This is a genomic window from Variovorax sp. MHTC-1 (assembly GCF_003984645.1).
GTDB lineage: Bacteria > Pseudomonadota > Gammaproteobacteria > Burkholderiales > Burkholderiaceae_C > Variovorax.
Window position 1 is genome coordinate 234,448 of record NZ_RWKI01000004.1, and the last position, 18,901, is coordinate 253,348.

17 protein-coding genes and 1 pseudogene are annotated in these 18,901 nt (G+C 69.7%); 4 read left to right on the forward strand and 14 right to left on the reverse strand.

Going from position 1 to position 18,901, the window contains the following annotated elements; genetic code table 11:
* Positions 1 to 18 precede the first annotated feature (18 nt).
* Both EJI01_RS09140 and EJI01_RS09145 read left to right on the forward strand, forming a co-directional pair.
* Complete coding sequence (locus EJI01_RS09140; RefSeq protein WP_126836794.1) at positions 19 to 1,371, forward strand: efflux RND transporter periplasmic adaptor subunit; 1,353 nt, start codon at positions 19 to 21, stop codon at positions 1,369 to 1,371.
* Positions 1,365 to 3,458, forward strand: a complete 2,094-nt coding sequence (locus EJI01_RS09145) for an HlyD family efflux transporter periplasmic adaptor subunit (RefSeq protein ID WP_126836795.1) — start codon at positions 1,365 to 1,367, stop codon at positions 3,456 to 3,458. The genes EJI01_RS09140 and EJI01_RS09145 overlap by 7 nt, the downstream gene beginning before the upstream one ends.
* 425 nt (positions 3,459 to 3,883) lie before the next feature.
* Here the strand turns inward: EJI01_RS09145 and EJI01_RS09150 are convergent.
* The 10 genes and pseudogenes from EJI01_RS09150 to mutL all read right to left on the reverse strand — a co-directional run.
* Positions 3,884 to 4,093 (reverse strand): annotated as a pseudogene (locus EJI01_RS09150) (MFS transporter); the annotation flags it as partial.
* Positions 4,094 to 4,153: 60 nt separating this feature from the next.
* Entirely contained in the window at positions 4,154 to 5,428 is a 1,275-nt protein-coding gene (locus EJI01_RS09155; protein ID WP_126836796.1) for an amidase, read from the reverse strand.
* Positions 5,428 to 6,786, reverse strand: a complete 1,359-nt coding sequence (locus EJI01_RS09160) for an NAD(P)H-dependent oxidoreductase (protein ID WP_126836797.1) — start codon at positions 6,784 to 6,786, stop codon at positions 5,428 to 5,430. The genes EJI01_RS09155 and EJI01_RS09160 overlap by 1 nt, the downstream gene beginning before the upstream one ends.
* A gap of 3 nt (positions 6,787 to 6,789) precedes the next feature.
* Entirely contained in the window at positions 6,790 to 7,665 is an 876-nt protein-coding gene (locus EJI01_RS09165; protein ID WP_126836798.1) for a phytanoyl-CoA dioxygenase family protein, read from the reverse strand.
* The gene (locus EJI01_RS09170; RefSeq protein ID WP_126836799.1) at positions 7,662 to 8,357 is read right to left on the reverse strand and encodes a GntR family transcriptional regulator; all 696 of its coding nucleotides are present in this window, start codon (positions 8,355 to 8,357) and stop codon (positions 7,662 to 7,664) included. Before EJI01_RS09170 ends, EJI01_RS09165 begins: the two co-directional genes overlap by 4 nt.
* Positions 8,358 to 8,440: 83 nt before the next feature.
* Positions 8,441 to 9,088: an ABC transporter ATP-binding protein gene (locus EJI01_RS09175; RefSeq protein ID WP_126836800.1), complete on the reverse strand. Its 648-nt coding sequence runs from the start codon at positions 9,086 to 9,088 to the stop codon at positions 8,441 to 8,443.
* Positions 9,085 to 10,014, reverse strand: coding sequence for a tRNA (adenosine(37)-N6)-dimethylallyltransferase MiaA (gene miaA, locus EJI01_RS09180; RefSeq protein ID WP_126836801.1), 930 nt, complete (start codon positions 10,012 to 10,014; stop codon positions 9,085 to 9,087). Before miaA ends, EJI01_RS09175 begins: the two co-directional genes overlap by 4 nt.
* Positions 10,004 to 11,251 (reverse strand): multidrug effflux MFS transporter, encoded by a 1,248-nt coding sequence (locus tag EJI01_RS09185; protein ID WP_221885656.1) that lies wholly within the window; start codon positions 11,249 to 11,251, stop codon positions 10,004 to 10,006. The genes miaA and EJI01_RS09185 overlap by 11 nt, the downstream gene beginning before the upstream one ends.
* 45 nt (positions 11,252 to 11,296) lie before the next feature.
* On the reverse strand, positions 11,297 to 12,244 hold the full coding sequence (locus tag EJI01_RS09190; RefSeq protein WP_126836802.1) for an alpha/beta hydrolase: 948 nt from the start codon (positions 12,242 to 12,244) through the stop codon (positions 11,297 to 11,299).
* A gap of 162 nt (positions 12,245 to 12,406) precedes the next feature.
* On the reverse strand, positions 12,407 to 14,245 hold the full coding sequence (mutL, locus tag EJI01_RS09195; RefSeq protein ID WP_126836803.1) for a DNA mismatch repair endonuclease MutL: 1,839 nt from the start codon (positions 14,243 to 14,245) through the stop codon (positions 12,407 to 12,409).
* Positions 14,246 to 14,305: 60 nt separating this feature from the next.
* Here mutL and EJI01_RS09200 point away from each other — a divergent pair, with 60 nt between their 5' ends.
* On the forward strand, positions 14,306 to 14,956 hold the full coding sequence (locus tag EJI01_RS09200; RefSeq protein WP_126836804.1) for a DedA family protein: 651 nt from the start codon (positions 14,306 to 14,308) through the stop codon (positions 14,954 to 14,956).
* Positions 14,957 to 15,013: 57 nt separating this feature from the next.
* Here EJI01_RS09200 and EJI01_RS09205 read toward each other — a convergent pair whose 3' ends face one another.
* From EJI01_RS09205 to tsaE, 3 genes are all read right to left on the reverse strand, one after another.
* A complete protein-coding gene (locus EJI01_RS09205; protein WP_126836805.1) occupies positions 15,014 to 15,292 on the reverse strand; it encodes a glycine zipper domain-containing protein in 279 nt (92 codons plus the stop codon).
* Positions 15,293 to 15,481: 189 nt separating this feature from the next.
* On the reverse strand, positions 15,482 to 16,930 hold the full coding sequence (locus EJI01_RS09210) for an N-acetylmuramoyl-L-alanine amidase (RefSeq protein ID WP_126836806.1): 1,449 nt from the start codon (positions 16,928 to 16,930) through the stop codon (positions 15,482 to 15,484).
* Positions 16,927 to 17,427 (reverse strand): tRNA (adenosine(37)-N6)-threonylcarbamoyltransferase complex ATPase subunit type 1 TsaE, encoded by a 501-nt coding sequence (gene tsaE / locus EJI01_RS09215; RefSeq protein WP_126836807.1) that lies wholly within the window; start codon positions 17,425 to 17,427, stop codon positions 16,927 to 16,929. Before tsaE ends, EJI01_RS09210 begins: the two co-directional genes overlap by 4 nt.
* Here tsaE and queG point away from each other — a divergent pair.
* Positions 17,413 to 18,483 (forward strand): tRNA epoxyqueuosine(34) reductase QueG, encoded by a 1,071-nt coding sequence (queG, locus tag EJI01_RS09220; RefSeq protein ID WP_126836808.1) that lies wholly within the window; start codon positions 17,413 to 17,415, stop codon positions 18,481 to 18,483. The genes tsaE and queG overlap by 15 nt on opposite strands.
* Here the strand turns inward: queG and EJI01_RS09225 are convergent.
* The gene (locus EJI01_RS09225) at positions 18,470 to 18,892 is read right to left on the reverse strand and encodes a hypothetical protein (protein ID WP_126836809.1); all 423 of its coding nucleotides are present in this window, start codon (positions 18,890 to 18,892) and stop codon (positions 18,470 to 18,472) included. The two genes, queG and EJI01_RS09225, sit on opposite strands and share 14 nt — an antisense overlap.
* Positions 18,893 to 18,901: the final 9 nt, after the last annotated feature.

Genomic DNA, 18,901 nt, shown 5'->3' on the forward strand with positions numbered 1-18,901 from the left:
CCCGGGCATCCAAGCGCCGTGACCGACCTCGTCTTTCATGCGCTGGCCGCGAAAGTGCGCGCCGCCGGCCGCGCGGCCGATCTCGCCTTCGTCATCTGCAACGAAACCCATGCGCTCGCCGATTACCGGCAGGCGGCGCTGGTCGGCTACTTCGGCGCGCGGCGCACCCGGCTGGTCGGCCATTCGGGGCTGGCGGACGTGGAAGCCGATTCGCCTTATGCGCTGTGGCTCGCCGAGCTCGCCGACCACCTCCGGCCGCAGCTCGATGCCTTGCCTGCCGCTGCGCGCGTGCTTTCGCTGGCGCCCTCGATGCTGCCTGCTGCGCTGGCGGCATCCTGGGCCGACTGGCTGCCCGACCACGTGTGGGTGCTGCCGCTCGCCGGCCCCGACGGCCAAACGCGTGCCGTGCTGCTGCTGGCGCGCGAGAACCCGTGGCCGGCCGAATTCGACGCCGAGGCGCCCGAGTACCTGCTGCTGCAGGCCGCCGCGACCTACGGCCACGCCTGGTGGGCGCTGACCGGACGCCGGCGCTCGATCGGCACGGTCTGGCAGGGCCTTTGGTCCAGCCGCGCCTTGCGCTGGTCGCTGATCCTGCTGCCGCTCCTGCTGCTGGTGCCGGTGCGCGAATACGCGCTGGTGCAAGCGGAGGTGGTGTCGCTGCGAAGCCAGGTGATCGCATCGCCGCGCGATGGCGTCATCCGGCGCATCACGGTGCCGCCGAACACTGCGGTCGAGGCCGATCAGGTCATCGCCGAGCTCGACGACACCACGCTCTTCAACCGCCTCTCGGTGGCGCAGGCGGCGCTTGCGAGCGCGCGGCTCGAATTGCATCAGGCATCGCAGCGCGCGATCGAATCGCAGAGCGCCAAGGCCGAGCTCAACCTGGCCGACGGCAAGCTGCGCGAGCGCGAGGTCGAGGTGGCTGCATTGCAGCGCGAGGTGGCGCAGCTGTCGATCAAGGCGCCGGCCAAGGGCGTGTTCGTCTACTCCGATCCGGATGACTGGGCCGGGCGGCCGGTGCAGACCGGCGAGCGTGTCGGCCTGCTGGCCGATCCGGGCACGTTGGGCGTGCAGGCCTGGGCGCCGGTCAGCGAGGCGGTGAACCTCGCGCCCGGCGCGCCGATGACGCTGTTCCTGCGCGTGGCGCCGCTCGATCCCGTCTCGGCGCGGCTCGACTATGCCGGCTACCAGGCGGTCGAGGCCCCCAACGGCGTGGCGAGCTACTCGCTGCGTGGGCACATCGACGAGAAGGCGCCGATCGCCCGCATCGGCCTGCGCGGCACCGCGCGCATCTCTGGCGACTGGACCGTGCTTGGCTACCTCATGTTCCGGCGCCCCTTCGCCGCCGTGCGGGAGTGGTGCGGATGCTGAGCCACGCTGCCGCCGGGCCCGCGCCGTGGCCGGCACTGCGCGAGGAACTGCAGATCCATGCCGCGGGCGCGAACCGTGACGGCTCTCCGGCCTGGCACATCTGCGACCCGGTGCGCAACCTGTTCTTCCGCATCGGATGGCTCGAGTTCGAGATCCTGCAGCGCTGGCGCCTGGCCGATCCGCAGCGCATCGCGCAGGAGGTGGCAGAGGCCACCACACTCGAGCCGGCGCCCGACGACATCGCCGAGCTCCAGGGCTTCCTCGGCCGCCACCAGCTGCTGCGCAACGCACGCCAGAAAGCGCCGATGCCCGCATGGCGCTGGCTGCTCAACAACTACCTCTTCGTCCGAATTCCGCTGGTGCGCCCGGCGCTCTGGCTCGAGCGGCTCCTGCCTTGGGTGAGCTGGCTCTTCACGCGCTGGTTCCTCGGCCTGACCGCCTTCGCCGCCTTCGCCGGCATCGTGCTCGCCGCACGCCAGTGGGACACGGTGGAGGCCAACCTGCGCGGTGCGCTGAGCTGGGAGGGCGTGCTGGGCTTCGCCGGCGCGCTGATCGTCTCCAAGCTGCTGCACGAGCTCGGCCATGCGCTGGTCTCGACGCGCCATGGCGTGCGCGTCGGCCACATGGGCGTGGCGCTGCTGGTGATGTGGCCCATGGCCTACACCGACACCGGAGAGAGCTGGAAGCTCGCTCGCTCGCGCCATCGCTTCGCGATCGCCTCGGCCGGCATCGCGTCCGAGCTGGTGCTGGCGGCCTGGTCGACCTTCCTCTGGGCCTTCCTGCCCGAGGGCGACCTGCGCAACGCGCTGTTCTTCCTGGCGACCACGGCCTGGGTGCTGACGCTGCTGGTCAACGCCAGCCCCTTCATGCGCTTCGACGGCTACTACATGCTGACCGATGCGCTCGACTTCCCCGGCCTGCACGAGCGCGCGGGCCAGCAGGCGAGACGCTTCCTGCGCCGCTGGCTGCTCGGGCTGGACGACCCGGTTCCCGAGGCGCTGTCGGCCGGCTTCCGTCGCTTCCTGATCGCCTTCGCCTTCGCGACCTGGATCTACCGGCTGGTGCTGTTCGTCGGCATCGCGGTGGTGGTCTACCACGCCTTCTTCAAGGCGCTCGGCGTGCTTCTGTTCTTCGTCGAGATCGCCGTCTTCGTCGGCCGCCCGGTCGTCGCCGAGCTGCGCGTATGGATGCAGCGCCGCGCCGAGATCCCGCGCCGCCGCAAGACAGTCTGGCTGCTGGCGCTCGCCGCGGCCATGCTGGTGCTGTGGCTGCCCTGGCATGCCGGGATCAAGGCGCCGGGGGTGATCAAGGCCGGCTCGGAGCAACCCTTGTATTCGCCCTTCGCGGCGCGCGTAACGGCGCTGGACATCGCCGACGGGCTCGACATCCAGCCTGGCCGCGAATTGCTCACGCTCGACGCGCCGAGCCAGGCCGAGGCGCGCGACAAGGCGCGCGCGCTGGCCCATGCCTACACCCGCTCCGCACGCGGCGCGCTCGGCATGGACGAGGGCCAGGCCGCGCAACTGGCGGTGGCCGAACAGCAGGCGAGCCGATGGGCGGCGGAGGGACGTGCGCGCGAGGCCGAACTGCTGCGGCTGCGGCTCGTCGCCTCGCAGGCCGGCGAGGTACGCGACGTCGATCCGCTGGTCGCCCAGGGCACCTGGGTCGGACCGTCGCAGCTCATCGCGATGCTGGTGGACGGGCGGCGTTGGCGCGTCGAGGCGCTGGTGTCGGAGCGCGACCGCCAGCGCCTGGCGCTCGATACCGAGGCCACCGTGATCGTGAAGGGGCGCACGCGCAAGCTGCAGGGGCAGGTGCGCGCGATCGACAGCAGCCCGGTCAAGCGCCTGCCGCACATGCTGCTCGCCCAGGACCACGGCGGCCCGATCGCGCTCAATCCGGCGCGGCCCAAGAACGAGCTGCGGCCGGCAGAAGCCTGGTTCCGCGTGCTGGTGGAAGGCGAGTCGGACACGACGCTCGCGGCCGTGCGCGAGGTGACCGTGCATTTCGAAGGCACGCGCGAAAGCATCGCGCCCAACTGGATCGACAGTGCGCTGTCGGTGCTGATCCAACAGGCGGGCTTCTAACATACGGACATGGTGGCTGCCGCAACTGCGCCGCGGCCGACGTTACCTACATCGGTGACCCCGGACTTTCCTGGGCAGGGGACGCGCTTGGATTTCTTGCTGCACCGCTTAGAAGTCGACGCGATTCCACGCACTCCCGCAGCTCACCATGGATTGAACTGGAATCTCTCGTGCCCGCAGTGCACGCTCCAAGCTGCTGATCGCATCGCACCATCCTGTCGAGATCGCGGGCGCGCTGGCCGAAGAGCTTCAGCAGGATCGGCGAAATGGATCGTCATCGCGCGTGACCCGGCCCTTCAGAACGTCCAGTTCAGACTGGCCTTGAATCCAGTGGTCCAGCAGCCGCATCGATGCGGTGGCCGGCTTCGCCGAACAGCTGCGTCGTCGCGCTGTCATAGTCGGCTTTTGAGGGCGTCCGCAAAGCCCGCGAACAGGACCTGGCGGATCGACAGCAGCAGGAAGGGCAGGGTCTGCACCGTGGCCAGCATGCCGATCTCGCCCGGGCCGGCGCCGAGCGCGAGCACCGCCACCAGCGGCACGGCGGCCAGGCTCAGATGCTCGGCCGACCGGTCCGCCAGGTTGGACCAGGCCAGCTTGACGAAGGGGCGGGGGAGATTCGGATTTATGCGCGCCATCTTCGACCGGAGGCCGCCTTGACGCTGGCCGTATGCGGACGCGTGAACGAGCGAAGCGCTTCAGGCCGCGGCCCACACGCGGTGCAGGCTGCCGGCCACGGCCAGCAATTCGTACTCGCGCTGCGGATGGCCGATCAGCTGCATGCCGATCGGCAGGCCTTGCGGCCCCAGCAAGCTGGGCACGGCGACGCAAGGCGGGCCGAGCAGGGTCCAGATGCGGTTGAACACCGGGTCGCCGGTGGCGGCCAAGCCCGCCGGTGCCTCGCCGGGAGCGGCGGGTACCAGCAGTGCATCGACATCGCGCATCAGCTCGGGCAGCAGGCGACGGGCGATGGTGGCTTGCGCCAGCGCCTGTGCGTAGGTCTCGTCGCTGCAGTCGCGGCCGGCTTGCAGCAAGGCGCTGAGCGCCGCGCTGAGCTGCTCGGGATGTTGGCGCCATTCGGTGTCGAGCTGGCTCGCGGCTTCGTAGGCCATCACGGTCTTCTGCGACTCCAGCAGGCCGGCCCATGCGGCGGGCAGGGCGACGTCGCGCAGCGTGACGCCGGCGGCAGCAGCCAGCTTCAGCGCTTGTTCGAAGGCCGCCGCGCCGCCGGCATCGACGGCCGGCCATTCGTGGGTGCGGCAGACGCCGATGCGCAAGGCAGTGGGCGCGGTCAGCGGCAGCGGCGCGAAGGCGGTGCCGTTCATCGCGCAGCGCATCAGTTCGAGGTCGTCGGCGCTGCGCGCCAGCCAGCCCAGGGTGTCGAGCGAGGGCGAGAAGGGCTTGATGCCCTCGAGGCTCAGCAGGCCGAAGGTGGGCTTGAGCGCGAACACGCCGCAGAAGGAAGCCGGGCGGATCAGCGATCCCGCGGTCTGCGTGCCGAAGGCGATCGGCACCATGCCGTCGGCCACGGCGGCGGCCGAGCCGCTGGACGAGCCGCCGGGCGTATGGGCCGGGTTGCGCGGGTTGGCCGTGGGGCCGGGCGAGAAGTAGGCGAACTCGGTGGTCACGGTCTTGCCGATCACGAGCGCGCCGGCCGCGCGCGCGAGAGCCACACAGGCGGCATCGGCAGCAGGACGGAAGCCCTCGTAGATCGGCGAGCCGTAGCGCGTGGGCATATCGCCGGTGGCGATGAGGTCCTTGACGCCGATCGGCACGCCGCCGAGCAGGCCGGGCCGGCCGCGCGCATCGAGTGCGCGCGCCGCGGCGATGGCGCCCTCGGTGTCGACGTGCTGCCAGGCATGGATCAGCGGCTCGCGTTCGGCGATGCGATCGAGGGCGGCACGGGCTGCGGCTTCGGCTGTCATCGTGCCTGCGGCCATTGCATGGCGCAGGGCGACGGCGGTCGACCCCATCAGGCTGCCCTGGCCTGCGCCGGCGCGAACATCGATTCCATCTCGCGGCGGATCTTGTAGGCGTGGGTCGTGCTGTCCATCGCGACGTCGGCCCAGCAGAGGCTCTGGCCCTTCTTCACCGGGCGCACGAGCTTGATGTTGTGCGCGAGGCCCAGCGGCAGTCCGCCGATGCGCATCGAGCGTTCCGCCGGCAGCAGCTTGCCCCACACGGTGTAGCCGCCTTCGCCGTCGAGCGTCTCGCCCGCCGCGAGGTCGCGCTTGGCGGTGGCCACCACGTCGGCGTTCCAGCAGCTCGCGACGCCGGTCGCCTCGCCGCGCAGTGCCACGCTGGCGACAGAGACGCCGACTTCGAGCCCGATCAGGTGCCAGCGCTTGTAGAGCGTGAAGTAGCGCCCGCTCGGATCGGTGTGCGCGTTGTATTCCTCGAAGCAGTTCTTGATGTACTCGGTCTCGGCCTCGACCGTGACCCACACGCCCATACGGATGTCGTAGGGAATCTTGCGGCCGTCGGCCTCGAGCGAGGAGACGACCTCCACCATCCCCTTGCGTTCGAGTACGCCGCCCTCGCTCTTCGGCCGCGTGACGAAGGGGATGTCTTCCACGCTGGCCGGCGGATAGAGCAGGCCGTCGGAAGGCACGCCGAGTCCGGTGGCATTGGCGACCGCGGAGCTTTCGATCGAGGGCTTGGAGCCGTCGAGGAAGCTGTTGAACATCTTCGGGTTGAGCCCGCCGCGCAGCGCCTGCTCGGGCGTGAGGCCGTAGTTGCCCCACACCGTGTCGGGCGTCGACTCGCTGAAATGCGGCAGCCACTTGTGCCCGCGCCCGGCCGCCACCACCGGAAAGCCGCAGGTGCGCGCCCAGTCGACCAAGTCGCAGATCAGCGCCGGCTGGTCGCCGAAGGCGAGCGAATACACCACGCCCGCCTGCTGCGCGCGGCGCGCCAGCAGCGGGCCGCAGAAGGCATCGGCCTCGACCGTGACGTTGACCACGTGCTTGCCGTGCGCGAAGGCATCGAGACAGTGGTCGACCGCGGCCACCGGATTGCCGGTGCACTCGACCACGATGTCGATCGAGGGCTCGCGCGTCACGGCCTGCCAGTCGTCGGTGATCCAGGTGCTGCCGGTCTGCAGAGCTTCCTGGACGGAGCGGGCGCCGGCGCGCTCGGACTTCCAGCCGACGCGTTCGAGGTTGGCGTGCGCCGCGGCGGGCGAGAGGTCGGCGATGGCGACCAATTGCACGCCGGGCGTGCGCGGAATCTGCGCCAGGTACATCGAGCCGAACTTGCCGGCGCCGATCAGGCCGATGCGCACCGGCTTGCTTTCGGCTGCGCGTTGTTGGAGTCGGGTGTAAAGGCTCATGCTTCAGGCCGCCACGGTGTCGATCTCTTCGAGCGAGGTGGTGAGCGCACTCTCGGGCAGACCGTTCTTCCATGGCACGTCGACCGGGTAGGGCTTTAGCAGGCAGTCGTCCGGTAGCATCTCGATCGGCGCAAAGTTTCTGTGCGCGATGTACTCGGGCCGCTTGAAGCGCCGGATGTGGTTGCTGACCGCGCACAGGCTCAGGTACACGGCCACGCGGTTGAAGGGCGAGAGGTTGCTGCCCGAGGCATGCACGAGGCAGCTGTGGAACAGGATCATCGAACCGGCGGGGCCCTTGGGCGAGACGATGCCTCCGTTCTTTCCGCCGGCGCGATTCACCAGCTGACGGATCAGGTCGTTGTCGACCGTCCAGAGCGGATAGCTGGTGGTCGTGAGGTCGTGCTTCGCCTCCACCACGCCCTTCACATGGCTGCCGGGGATGAACATCAACGGGCCGTTGAATTCGCTCACGTCGTCGAGAAAGATCGCGACGTTCATCGCGCGCTCGGTCGGCATCAGGTCGTCGTTGAGCCAGGTGCCGTAGTCCTGGTGCCATTGCCAGACGTCGCCCTCGAAGGCCATCTTGCCGTTGATCTTGAACTGGTGCATGTAGACCTGTTCCTCGAACAGGTCGCTCACGGGGCCGACCATGCGCGGATGGCGCGCGAGGCGGGCGAAGGGCTCGCTGATCAGGTGCGCCGCGAAATTGGTGCGCACGGCGTCGGAACCTTTCTCGCGCACGTTGAAGGCCTCGCGCCGGCCGTAGAGCTCGGGCACGGCGTCCGTGAGCACCTTGGTCTCTTCGGCGGAGAAGTGGCTCGGGAAGAAAAGATAGCCGTCGCGCTCGAACTGCGCGCGCTGCTCGGGGCTGAGTCTCATGCGGTATCTCCTGCGTGGGTGAGGGTGCGGGCGGAAAGACGTTCGGCCAGCCGCTTGCCGAGCGTTTGGCTGGCCTGGGCGCCGTGCTCCTCGCTCAGGCGCGCGGCGGTATCGGCATCGCCGGCCGCAATGGCTTTTGCGATCGCCTCGTGCTCGTCCCACAGCGACTCGCGCTGCGGCTCGGATTGCAGCACCGCGCCCATCGTGCGGCGCAGATGGCGCCAGTGCTGGTCGGCGCTCTGCGCGATCAGCGGGTTGCCGGATGCGACGTAGATGGCATGGTGAAAAGCCATGTCGGCATCGATCATGGCTTCGACGCTGCGGCCGCGCGCGGCACGGCGGCCGCGCTCGATCAGCTTGGAATCGATCTTGAAGTGCTGCTCGGCTGCGAGCCGCGCGGCCAGCACGTCGAGCGCGCCGCGCACCTGGTAGACCTTGGCGGTCCATTCGGCATCGAGCGGCGCGACCAGGAGGCCGCGGCCCGGCGCGTCGAGCACGAAGCCGTCTTTCTTCAAGAGGCGCAGCGCCTGCAGCACCGGCTGGCGCGACACCGCCAGCCGCCTGGCCAGGTCTTCCTGCGTGATGCGCTCGCCGGGCGCCAGCGAGCCGCTGCTGATGGCATCGAGCAGCGCGCGGTAGACCTGGTCGACGAGGTCGGGGGCGGCGGCGATCTGGACGAGTCGGGCTGGCATCGGGCGGGTCGTTCTGAACTCTGTATACAGAATACGACCGGCGGGCTGCCGTGGCGAGCTGGGGCTTTCCCCAGGCCGGGGAATCAGGCCCGGATGCCGTCTGCGCTCAGGTGCAGCACGCGGTCTGCGCGCGCCGCCGCCGCTTCGGAATGCGTCACCAGCACCAGCGAGGCGCCATGCTCGCGCGTCTGGGCCAGGAGCACGTCCATCACCTTCGCGGCGGTCGTCGGATCGAGATTGCCGGTGGGCTCGTCGGCCAGGAGCAGCGCCGGCCGGTGCACCAGCGCGCGCGCGATGGCCACGCGCTGCAGCTGGCCGCCGCTCAATTGCTGGGGCAGCCGCTCGCCGAGCCCGCCCAGCCCGACCGCGTCGAGCATGTGCGCCACGCGCGCCGGATCCTGCTGCTTCAGCAGCATCAGCGGCAGCGCGACGTTCTGCGCGACGTCCAGGTGCGGCAGCACATGGAAAGCCTGGAACACGAAGCCGACGTGCTTGCGGCGCCACAGCGCGCGCGCCTCGGCGTCGAGCGCGCCGATGTCGATGCCGCCGTGCACGACGCTGCCGGCGTCCCAGCTGTCGAGCCCGGCCATGCAGTTGAGCAGTGTCGACTTGCCGACGCCCGATTCGCCGACGACTGCGACGAACTCGCCGGATGCGACTTCGAGCGAAACCTGCTCGAACACGGTCGCCTCGCTGTAGCGCTTGGCCAGCCCGGTGATCCGCAGCGTCATGCGATCTCGCACACCTGCTGCACGATGCGCTCCGCCGCATCGGGCGCCTCGGCCGCGATCACGCGGCGCGTGGGCATGCTGCGCAGCCATGTGATCTGGCGCTTGGCGAGCTGGCGCGTCGCGGCGATGCCGCGTTCGCGCAGTTCGGCCATCGGGAAGAGGCCGTCCAGCGCTTCCCAGGCCTGGCGATAGCCGACGCTGCGCATCGAGGGCAGCTCGGGCGCGAGGTCGCCGCGCGCGCGCAGGGCCCGCACCTCGTCCAGAAAGCCAACGGCGAGCATCGCATCGAAGCGCTCGGCGATGCGCTGGTGCAGCCAGGCGCGCTCGGTGGGTTCGAGCGAGAAGAGCGCGACCGGCGGCATGCCGCCCGCTCCCTGCTCGGCATGGAAGCTGGCCATGGTGCGGCCGCTCGTCAGCCACACCTCCAGCGCGCGCTGGATGCGCTGGCTGTCGTTGGGCGCGAGCCGCGCGGCGGTGAGGGCATCGACTTCGGCCAGCCTGGCATGCATCGCGGGCCAGCCCAGCGCGGCAGCTTCGGATTCGAGCTGCCGTCGCACGGCAGGGTCGGCCGCGGGCATGGCATCGATACCCTCGGCCAGCGCCTTGAAGTAGAGCATGGTGCCGCCCACCAGCAGCGGCAGCCGGCCGCGCCCGCGGATCTCGGCGATGAGCCGCGTCGCGTCTGCCACGAAGGCTGCGGCGCTGTAGGGCTCGCTCGGGTCGCGGATGTCGATCAGGTGATGCGGCGCCTCGGCGCGCTCGGCAGGCGTGGGCTTGGCGGTGCCGATGTCCATGCCGCGGTAGACCAGCGCCGAATCGACGCTGACGATTTCGACCGGCCGCGCGCGCGCAATCGCGAGCGCGGCTGCGGTCTTGCCCGAAGCCGTCGGCCCCGCCAACGCCACATAGCCGGCCTTAACGCCCATGCGACGCGCCGTACTTGCGCACCAGCGTCCAGGCGATCAGCGCGATGCACACGCTCCAGAACCACATGCCGAGCGCGAGCGGCAGCACGGTGCCGTCCATGCGCGCGCCGAGCCAACCGCCGATGCCGAAGGCCGCCAGCATCATCAAAAAGCCGTTGAGTGCAGAGGCCGCGCCGGCGGCCTGCGGAAAGGGGCCGACTGCGCCGCTCTGGCCGCAGGGCTGGTACACGCCGTGCCCCGCCATGATCAGCGTGAGCGGCACCACGATGGCCGCGACCGAATGCACGCCGGCCAGCGCCAGCAGGCCTATCGCGCTGCCCCCGGCCAGCGTCAGGAGCGACGCGCGCGCCACGCTGCCGCGCACGCCGTAGCGCGGCAGCCAGCGCCGGCAAACGAAGGTGCCGGCAATGTAGGCGAGCGAATTCCACAGCATCACCAGGCCGTACTGCGTTTTCGTGAGGCCGAGCACCTGGATGAAGACGAAGGACGAAGCGGCGAGAAAGGTGAAGAGCAGCCCATAGGCCGCTGTCGTCAGCGCCGAAAAGGCGAGGAAGGTGGGATTGCGCAGCACCATCGTCCAGGTGGTGGCGAGCGTGGCGAGGCGCAGCGCATCGGGGTTGGGGCGCACCAGCGTCTCGCCGAAGCGCAGCGCGATCAGCGCGAGCGTGACGCCGCCGAAGAGCGCCGGCACCAAGAGCGCGATGCGCCAGCCGAACAGGTCGGACACCAGGCCGCCCAAGGGGGCGCACAGGCAGGCGATCACGCCGAGGCCGGTGAGCGCGCGCGACATCACGCGTGCGCCGTCGGCCGGCTGGTAGAGGTCGCGCACGATCGCGCGCGCTGCCATCACCGCCGCACCCATCGCCGCGCCCTGCAGCGTGCGCCAGACGATCAGCAGCTCGATCGACGGTGCGATCGCGCCGCCGAGGCTCGCTGCCACATAGCCGGCGAGGCCCCACAGCAGCACGGGCCGGCGGCCGAAGCGGTCGGACAGCGGCCCGAAGACGAGCTGCGCGCAGCCGAAGGCCAGCAGCAGCGCGCTCAGCGTGAGCTGCGCCTGCGACATGCGGGCGCCGAAGCCGCTCGTCAGTGCCGGGAGCGCAGGCAGGTAGAGATCGGTGGTGACGGGCTGGATGCCCAGCAGCAAGGCTAGCGTGAGCACGACCAGCGCGGGCGACATGACCGTGGCACGCGGCGCGAGTTGCGGAAGGGCCGGTGCGTCGGGAGGGGGCGGCATGCGCCCAAGGGTAACAAAGCCGGCGCGCCGGGCGCCGGCGCCGACTCAGATCGCCTGGCCTGTGGACCGGGCTTGCGGTGGCAGGACGATCGCAGGCGCGGCCGGCGCGCCGCTGCCGCTGTCGCGGGCGGCCATCTCGGTCGGCGGCTCCTTCATGCGAAACAGCTGCGACAGGGCCGCGCGGTACTGCGCCTGGCCGACCGAACCGGTGCTGTGGTGCGAGCCGCCTTCGACCAGCACGAACTGCTTGGGCACCGTGGCCGCCTCGTAGAGCTTGCGGCCCAGGGTCGGATTGATCAGGCTGTCGGCCGCACCATGCACCACCAGCAGCGGGGCGCCGATGGTCTTGACCCTGGTGACCGCTTCGAAGCGCTGGGTGATGAAGGGGCCGAAGGGCAGCCAGCCCCACTTGAAGCTGCTCACCACGTCGGCGATGGAGGTGAAGGTGCTCTCGACGATGGTGCCGCTCTCGTCATTGACCCGCGAGGCCAGGTCGATGCCGATCGCTCCGCCCAGCGAGTGGCCGAAGATGTAGCGCGGCTGCTGGGGATGCCGCGCCGCGAGCCAGATCCATGCGGCGCGCGCGTCTTCGCGGGCCGAGTCTTCGGAGGGCAGGGCCTTGCTGCTCTTGCCGAAGCCGCGGTAGTCGATGGCCAGCACCGAGAAGCCCAGCTCGTGCATGCGCCGCATGCGCGGCGCAGAGCCTGCCACGTTGTAGCGCGCGCCATGCAGGTAGAGCAGGACGGGCGTGTCGGCCGACGCAGGCGCACCGCCGAGCCAGAGGCCGTGCAGGCGGGCCGGCTGGCCGGTGACGGAGGACTGGAAGTCGATCCAGACGTGGTCCATGCCCTCGGTCATGGATTCGGAATTGCCCCAGCTGCGGTCGCTCGGCTGGAAGATCCATTCGCGTTGCCGCTCGTCGAGGGTGGAGCAACCGGCCGCCAGCAAGGCGACCAGCGCGGTAGCGGATGCGAACAGGGACCAGGATTTCATGGGCAAGACTGAAAGAGACAGGTGCTCGACCGGAAAGTTCAACGAAAGACTGCATGCAACGTGCGTGCCCGGTCTGCCGATGACCCATGAAAACCCTCAGTTACGTGTCCAACAGCTGCCAAATGTGCGGAACTTGCGAACTTCCTGGGCGCCGCTCGCGGTTCAGCGTCCGCGCAGGAACAGCGAATCGAGCTCGCGGATCGAGACCTGGCGCCAGGTCGGCCGGCCGTGGTTGCACTGGTCCGAGCGCTCGGTGGCTTCCATCTGGCGCAGGAGGCCGTTCATCTCGTCGATGGTCAGCCGACGGTTGGCGCGCACCGCGCCATGACAGGCCATTGTCGACAGCAGCTCGTTCTGGGCCCGCTGCACCACGGTGCTGGCGTCGTGGTTGGCCAGTTCGGCCAGTACGCTGCGGGCAAGCTCCACCGGGTCGCCGTCGGCCAGCGTGCCGGGCACCGCGCGCACCGCAAGAGTGCGCGGCGAGAAGGGCGTGATCTCCAGGCCCAGCGCGGGCAGCACTGCGGCGCAGGCCTCGGCGGTCGCCACTTCCTGCGGCGTGGCGGCGAAGGTGGCCGGGATCAGCAGCGGCTGGCTCGTGATCGCAGCGCCGTCGAGTTGGGTCTTCAGGCGCTCGTAGACGATGCGCTCGTGCGCCGCATGCATGTCCACGATCACCAGCCCTTGGCTGTTCTCGGCCAGGATGTAGATGCCCTGCAGCTGGGCCAGCGCGCGGCCCAGCGGCCAGGCCTGGGCCTCGTCGGCGGCCGGGGCGGGCTTGATCGGTGCAGGCGCGGTGAAGGGCGCGGTGAAGGGCGCGGCCGGCGTCGCGGCAATGTCGTTGCGCTCGCCGGGCCACATCGCGGCCGAATCGCCGAGGCCGCGTTCCGCGGCGAAATGGATGGCCGGTTGCGTCCACGAAGGCACGGGCCGGGGCGAAAGCGGCTTGAAGAAGGGCTCGGCCGCCGCCGCTGCCGCTTCGCCGGCCCGCGGCGCGGCCAGCGCGTTCTCGATCGCGTGGCGCACCGCCTGGTGCACCTCGCGCCCATCGCGGAAGCGCACTTCGATCTTGGTGGGATGCACGTTGACGTCGACGCGCGCCGGATCGATCTCGAGATAGAGCGCGTAGACCGGCTGGCGCTGGCCGTGCAGCACGTCTTCGTAGGCGCTGCGCACCGCGTGGGCCAGCACCTTGTCGCGCACGAAGCGGCCGTTGACGTAGAAGAACTGCTGGTCGGCGCGCGAACGTGCCGCATCGGGAATGCCGGCGCGGCCCGCCACGCGCACCGGGCCCGCGGCGTGCTCGACCGCCACGCTCTGGGCGACGAAATCCTCGCCGAGCGCATCGGCCAAGCGCCGCTCGCGCGCATCGGCGGCGCGCCACTGCTCGACCAGCCGGCCTTCGTGCCAGACCGAGAAGCCCACATCGGGCCGCGCCAGCGCATGGCGGCGCACCGCCTCGATGCAGTGCGCGAGCTCGGTCGCGTCGGTCTTCAAGAACTTGCGCCGGGCGGGCGTGGCGAAGAACAGCTCGCGCACCTCGACCGTGGTGCCGGTCGCGCGCGCCACCGGCCGCAGCTCGCCGGTGCGGCCGTCGAGCGCGAAGGCGCCGTCGGCGGCGTGGAAGCGGGACTGCAAGCTGAGCTCGGCAATGGCGTTGATCGCGGCCAGCGCCTCGCCGCGAAAACCCATCGTGCCCACCGTCTCCAAGTCGTTCAGGCTCGCGATCTTGCTGGTCGCGTGGCGGCGCAGCGCCAGCGGCAACTCGTCGCGCGGCAGGCCCTGGCCGTCGTCCTCGACCGAGATCAGCCGCACGCCGCCGGCCGAGAGCCGCACCGTGACCTGGCGCGCGCCGGCGTCGAGCGCGTTGTCGAGCAGTTCGCGCACCACCGAGGCCGGCCGCTCGACCACTTCGCCGGCCGCGATCTGGCTGATCAGTTCGTCGGGAAGTTCGCGGATCGGACGGCGCGCGACCGGTGCGGGGGAGGAGGGGAGAGCGCTCACCGGGGCATTCTAGAAGGGCTTCTCGAGCGCCGGGCGGTGCCGCCCGGATAATGCGCGTCCATGGAAATCATCAGCTTCTTCATCGACTTCATCCTGCATGTCGACAAGCACCTCGAGGCCTTCGTCATCGCCTACGGGCCCTGGGTCTACGCGCTGCTGTTCCTGATCGTGTTCGTCGAGACCGGGCTGGTGGTCATGCCCTTCCTGCCGGGCGACTCGCTGCTCTTCATCGTCGGCGCGCTGTGCGGCGCGGGGCTGATGAGCTATTCGGTCGCGGTGCCGATCCTCATCGCGGCTGCGATCCTCGGCGACCAGTGCAACTACAGCATCGGGCGCTATTTCGGGCCCAAGGTCTTCCAGTGGGAGAGCTCGCGCTTCTTCAACCGCAAGGCCTTCGACCAGGCCCATGCCTTCTACGAGCGCTATGGCGGCATCACCATCATCCTCGCGCGCTTCATGCCCTTCATCCGCACCTTCGCGCCCTTCGTGGCCGGCGTGGCCGAGATGACGCGCACCAAGTTCAGCCTCTACAACGTCGTCGGCGCGCTGGTGTGGGTGCTGAGCCTGTGCACCGCGGGCTACCTGTTCGGCAACATGCCTTTCGTCAAGGAACACCTGGACAAGATCATCTGGGCGCTGATCATCGTGCCGGGCCTGATCGCAATCTTCGGCGCCTGGCGCGCCGGCCGCACGCCTTCCTCCGTACGCTGAAGCCAACAAAAAAGGCGCGTCCTCGGACGCGCCTTCGATCATGGAAGAGCCGCGAGCTCAGTAGGACGGGCCGTTGTACGGGTAGTAGCCGCCGCTGCGTTGTCCACGGTAGTAGTTGCGCTCGTCGGCGCGGCGACCCACCTGGTTGCCGATCACGCCGCCGATCGCCGCACCACCCACCGTGCTGGCGGTGTTCCCGCCGATGGCATTGCCGAGCACCGCGCCGCCCACAGCGCCGCCCGCGGTACCCCATTGCTCGTTCGGTCCCGCTGCGCAGCCTGCCAAGGTCATGAGGGTCGTGGCCGTTGCGGCCGTGATCCAAAGACGTGTCTTCATGGTGTCCCCTTTCGATGAGTGATGGACACATTTTGTTAAGAACCCGTGCCGCCGGTGTAGGAGCCCGCCGCAGGCCCTTGCCCGAGATCATGCGCTGCATTCGTGCAACAAGGCGCGCGCGTTGCGCAGGCAGGGACGCACCTTCCCAGGGGCCTGTCGTCGTGGCGAACTTCGGCTCCGCCGAACGCGCTAGAGCTGGCGGCTGCGCGCCAGCGGCGGGTTCTGCGCGAAGTAGCGCTGGATGCCGCGCATCAGCGCGTCCGCAAGGTCTTCCTGGTAGGCAACGCTGCGCAGCTTGGCTTCTTCCTCGGGGTTGCTGATGAAGGCAGTCTCCACCAGCACGCTCGGGATGTCGGGTGCCTTGAGCACCGCGAAGCCGGCCTGCTCGACTCGCGGCTTGTGCAGGCGCGCACCGATGCCGCGGATCTCGCCGAGCATCGCGCCGCCGAGCTTGAGGCTGTCGTTGATCTGAGCCGTGGTGCTCATGTCGAGCAGGGCGCGCTGCACCTGGACCTCGTGCGTGCCCACGTTCACGCCGCCGACCTTGTCGGCCTGGTTCTCCTTGTTGGCGAGCCAGCGCGCGGCGCTGCTCGACGCACCGGTCTGGCTCAGCGCGAACACGCTGGCGCCGCGCGCTGCGGGCGTGGTGAAGGCGTCGGCATGGATGCTCACGAACAGGTCGGCCTGCACCCGGCGCGCCTTCTGCACGCGCACGCCCAGCGGCACGAAGAAATCGGCATCGCGGGTGAGAAAGGCGCGCATCGGATTGCCGTTGACGCTGCTCGCGTTGATGCGGTCGCGCAGCCGGTACGCGACCTGCAGAACGATGTCTTTTTCACGCGTGCCGTTGGGGCCGATCGCGCCCGGGTCCTCGCCGCCGTGGCCCGGATCGAGCGCGACGATGATGATGCGGTCGGTGCGGCTCGCGGTCGCGCCGCCGTTGCGCGCGGTGGCGGAAGATGGCGGCGGGAGGGGCGTTACCGGCGTCGTTCCCACCACGGGCGGCAGCGGCGCCGGAACGACCAGCGCCTGTCCGGGCGGCGAAGAAGGCGAGGAGCGCGTCGCCTGCTGCGCCATCAGTTCGCCCAGCGGATCGACGGCCGGAGGCGCGGGAGTGCCCGGCGCAATGCCCGCGACGGTGCCGTCGCGGCCGGCGGCCTTGGGCGCATCGCGCAGCCGCTCGGCGATCAGGGCTTCCAGCGGATCGATCGCCTGTTGCGGATAGAGGTCCAGCACCAGCCGGTGCTGGTAGGCGGCCACCGGTGCCAGCGAGAACACCTGAGGGGCCACCGACTGCTTGAGGTCGAACACGATGCGCACCACGCCGGGCGCGAATTGCCCGACGCGCAGGCCGTTGATGTAGGGGTCGCCGGGCTTGATCTTGCCGACCAGCTCGCGCAGCGCGGGATTGAGTTCGATGCCGTCGATGTCGACCGCCAGCCGCGGCGGACTGCCGACCACGAGTTGCTGCGAGTTCAGCCGGCCGTCGGATTCGATGGTGACGCGCGTGTAGTCGGCTGCCGGCCAGACGCGCACCGCCACGATGGTGGCGCCGCGCGCGATCTCGTGCACGCCGAGCAAGAGAGCGATGCTGCCGCCTTGCAGCAGCACGCGACGTTTGAGTTGGCCGGCTTTCATGAGGAAGCGGCGGCCAGCAGCCGGCTGCCGCGCGGCGTGTTCGCGTGCAGGGTCACGGTGCGGGTATCGTCGATCATTGCTTCGATTTTAATAGCAAGATCCGCAAGCGGAATGCGCCCTGCAGCGTTTTCTGGCCATTCCGCGAGTTTGAGGCCCGAACCCGCGAAGATGTCACGGAAGCCTGCATCGTCCCATTCGTGGGGATCGCTGAAACGATAGAAATCGAAGTGGAAGATGCTGAGGCCGCCGGGCGCTTCGTGCGGCTCGACCACCGCGTAGGTCGGGCTCTTGATGCGCGAGCCGATGCCCAGTGCGCGCAAGAGGTGGCGCACGAAGGTGGTCTTGCCGGCGCCGAGGTCTCCATGCAAAGCAATGAACGCGTCAGCCAGGTCGGGCGACGACGCGAGCGCGCGCGCGAGGGCGTCGCAATCGTCCTCGCTGCGCCAGCGTTGCACGAGGCTTTGCGTTTCTACAATCGGCAGGTGATCGGCAGCCATCAACTCGTGATTCGGATTCAGGCCTTGGCCCGGGAGCTCGGATTCTCCCAAATCGGGATCGCGGGCGTCGATCTGTCGAGCGCGGAAGAGGGGCTCACGCGATGGCTGGCCGAGGGCTTCCATGGCGAGATGCACTACATGGCCGCGCACGGCACGCGGCGCGCGCGGCCTGCAGAGCTGGTGCCGGGGACGGTGTCGGTGATCACCGCGCGCATGGACTACCTGCCGCGCAGCACGACCGACGACTGGCAGGCGGTGGAGTTCGACCGGTTGCGCAGGCCCGTCGAAGGCATCGTGTCGGTCTATGCGCGCGGCCGCGACTACCACAAGGTCATGCGCTCGCGGCTTGCGAAGCTGGCCGAGCGCATCGCCGCCGAGGTGGGGCCTTTCGGCCACCGCGCCTTCACCGATTCGGCGCCGGTGCTGGAAGCCGAACTGGCTTCGCGCAGCGGCCAGGGCTGGCGCGGCAAGCACACGCTGGTGCTGGACCGCGATGCGGGCTCGATGTTCTTCCTGGGCGAGATCTACGTCGACATGGCGCTGCCGCCGAGCGCACCGGTCACCGCGCACTGCGGCAGCTGCAGCGCCTGCATCGACGTGTGCCCGACGCGCGCCATCGTCGCGCCCTACCGGCTCGATGCGCGGCGTTGCATCTCCTACCTCACCATCGAGCATGCCGGGCCGATCCCGCTCGAACTGCGGCCGCTGATCGGCAACCGCATCTACGGCTGCGACGACTGCCAGTTGATCTGCCCGTGGAACAAGTTCGCCAAGAAGAGCGCGCTGCCGGACTTCGATGCGCGCGACGGGCTCACCGGGCGCCAGCTCGGCGAGCTCTTCGCGTGGACCGAGGAGGACTTTCTGCGCTACACCGAAGGCAGCCCGATCCGCCGCATCGGCCACGAGCGCTGGCTGCGCAACGTGGCTGTGGCGCTGGGCAATGCCTTGCGTGCGGGCCATGAGGAGGTGCGTGAGATCCTCGCGACGCGGCGCTCGCATCCCAGTGCGCTGGTGCGCGAGCACGTCGAATGGGCCCTCGACTTCAGCGCCGCATGATGGCCGAGATCTGCGCCGTTCCTGCGTCGAGCGAACGCATCGAGTTCAGCCGCAGCGAGGCGTACTTGAGGACCGGGTTGTTGATCAGCTTGCCGCTGAAATGCCCGTTGAAGCGCGTGTCCTTGCAGCCGCTCACCGTGAGGTCGAGCGAGGCATTGGCCGGCGAGACGAAGTCGACGCTGGAGCCCGTCATCGTGCAGGCACCGCCCGGCACCTGAGCGCGCACCGTGCCGTCGGGATCGATCTGCATCGCGCCCGGATGGACCGCCGGCGGACCCTGCGCGCCGGTGTCCTGCTGGACCACGTAGAAAAGAAACGGCCCGCTCCACGCGCCGTGGTAGCGGGTGTGCTCCTGTGCCTGCACCGCCCCCGCGAGCAATGCTGCGACAACGGCCGGTAGGTAGCGCATCGTCCGATG

Bases quoted from the DNA above. Each gene is read 5' to 3' on its own strand.
- EJI01_RS09160 (WP_126836797.1), bottom strand. From the start codon at position 6,786: ATGAGCCTTTACACCCGACTCCAACAACGCGCAGCCGAAAGCAAGCCG.
- EJI01_RS09190 (WP_126836802.1), bottom strand. From the start codon at position 12,244: ATGAAATCCTGGTCCCTGTTCGCATCCGCTACCGCGCTGGTCGCCTTG.
- EJI01_RS09145 (WP_126836795.1), top strand. From the start codon at position 1,365: ATGCTGAGCCACGCTGCCGCCGGGCCCGCGCCGTGGCCGGCACTGCGC.
- EJI01_RS09200 (WP_126836804.1), top strand. From the start codon at position 14,306: ATGGAAATCATCAGCTTCTTCATCGACTTCATCCTGCATGTCGACAAG.
- miaA (WP_126836801.1), bottom strand. From the start codon at position 10,014: ATGGGCGTTAAGGCCGGCTATGTGGCGTTGGCGGGGCCGACGGCTTCG.
- EJI01_RS09165 (WP_126836798.1), bottom strand. From the start codon at position 7,665: ATGAGACTCAGCCCCGAGCAGCGCGCGCAGTTCGAGCGCGACGGCTAT.
- EJI01_RS09185 (WP_221885656.1), bottom strand. From the start codon at position 11,251: ATGCCGCCCCCTCCCGACGCACCGGCCCTTCCGCAACTCGCGCCGCGT.
- EJI01_RS09170 (WP_126836799.1), bottom strand. From the start codon at position 8,357: ATGCCAGCCCGACTCGTCCAGATCGCCGCCGCCCCCGACCTCGTCGAC.
- EJI01_RS09175 (WP_126836800.1), bottom strand. From the start codon at position 9,088: ATGACGCTGCGGATCACCGGGCTGGCCAAGCGCTACAGCGAGGCGACC.
- EJI01_RS09210 (WP_126836806.1), bottom strand. From the start codon at position 16,930: ATGAAAGCCGGCCAACTCAAACGTCGCGTGCTGCTGCAAGGCGGCAGC.
- EJI01_RS09225 (WP_126836809.1), bottom strand. From the start codon at position 18,892: ATGCGCTACCTACCGGCCGTTGTCGCAGCATTGCTCGCGGGGGCGGTG.
- EJI01_RS09205 (WP_126836805.1), bottom strand. From the start codon at position 15,292: ATGAAGACACGTCTTTGGATCACGGCCGCAACGGCCACGACCCTCATG.
- EJI01_RS09155 (WP_126836796.1), bottom strand. From the start codon at position 5,428: ATGGGGTCGACCGCCGTCGCCCTGCGCCATGCAATGGCCGCAGGCACG.
- tsaE (WP_126836807.1), bottom strand. From the start codon at position 17,427: ATGGCTGCCGATCACCTGCCGATTGTAGAAACGCAAAGCCTCGTGCAA.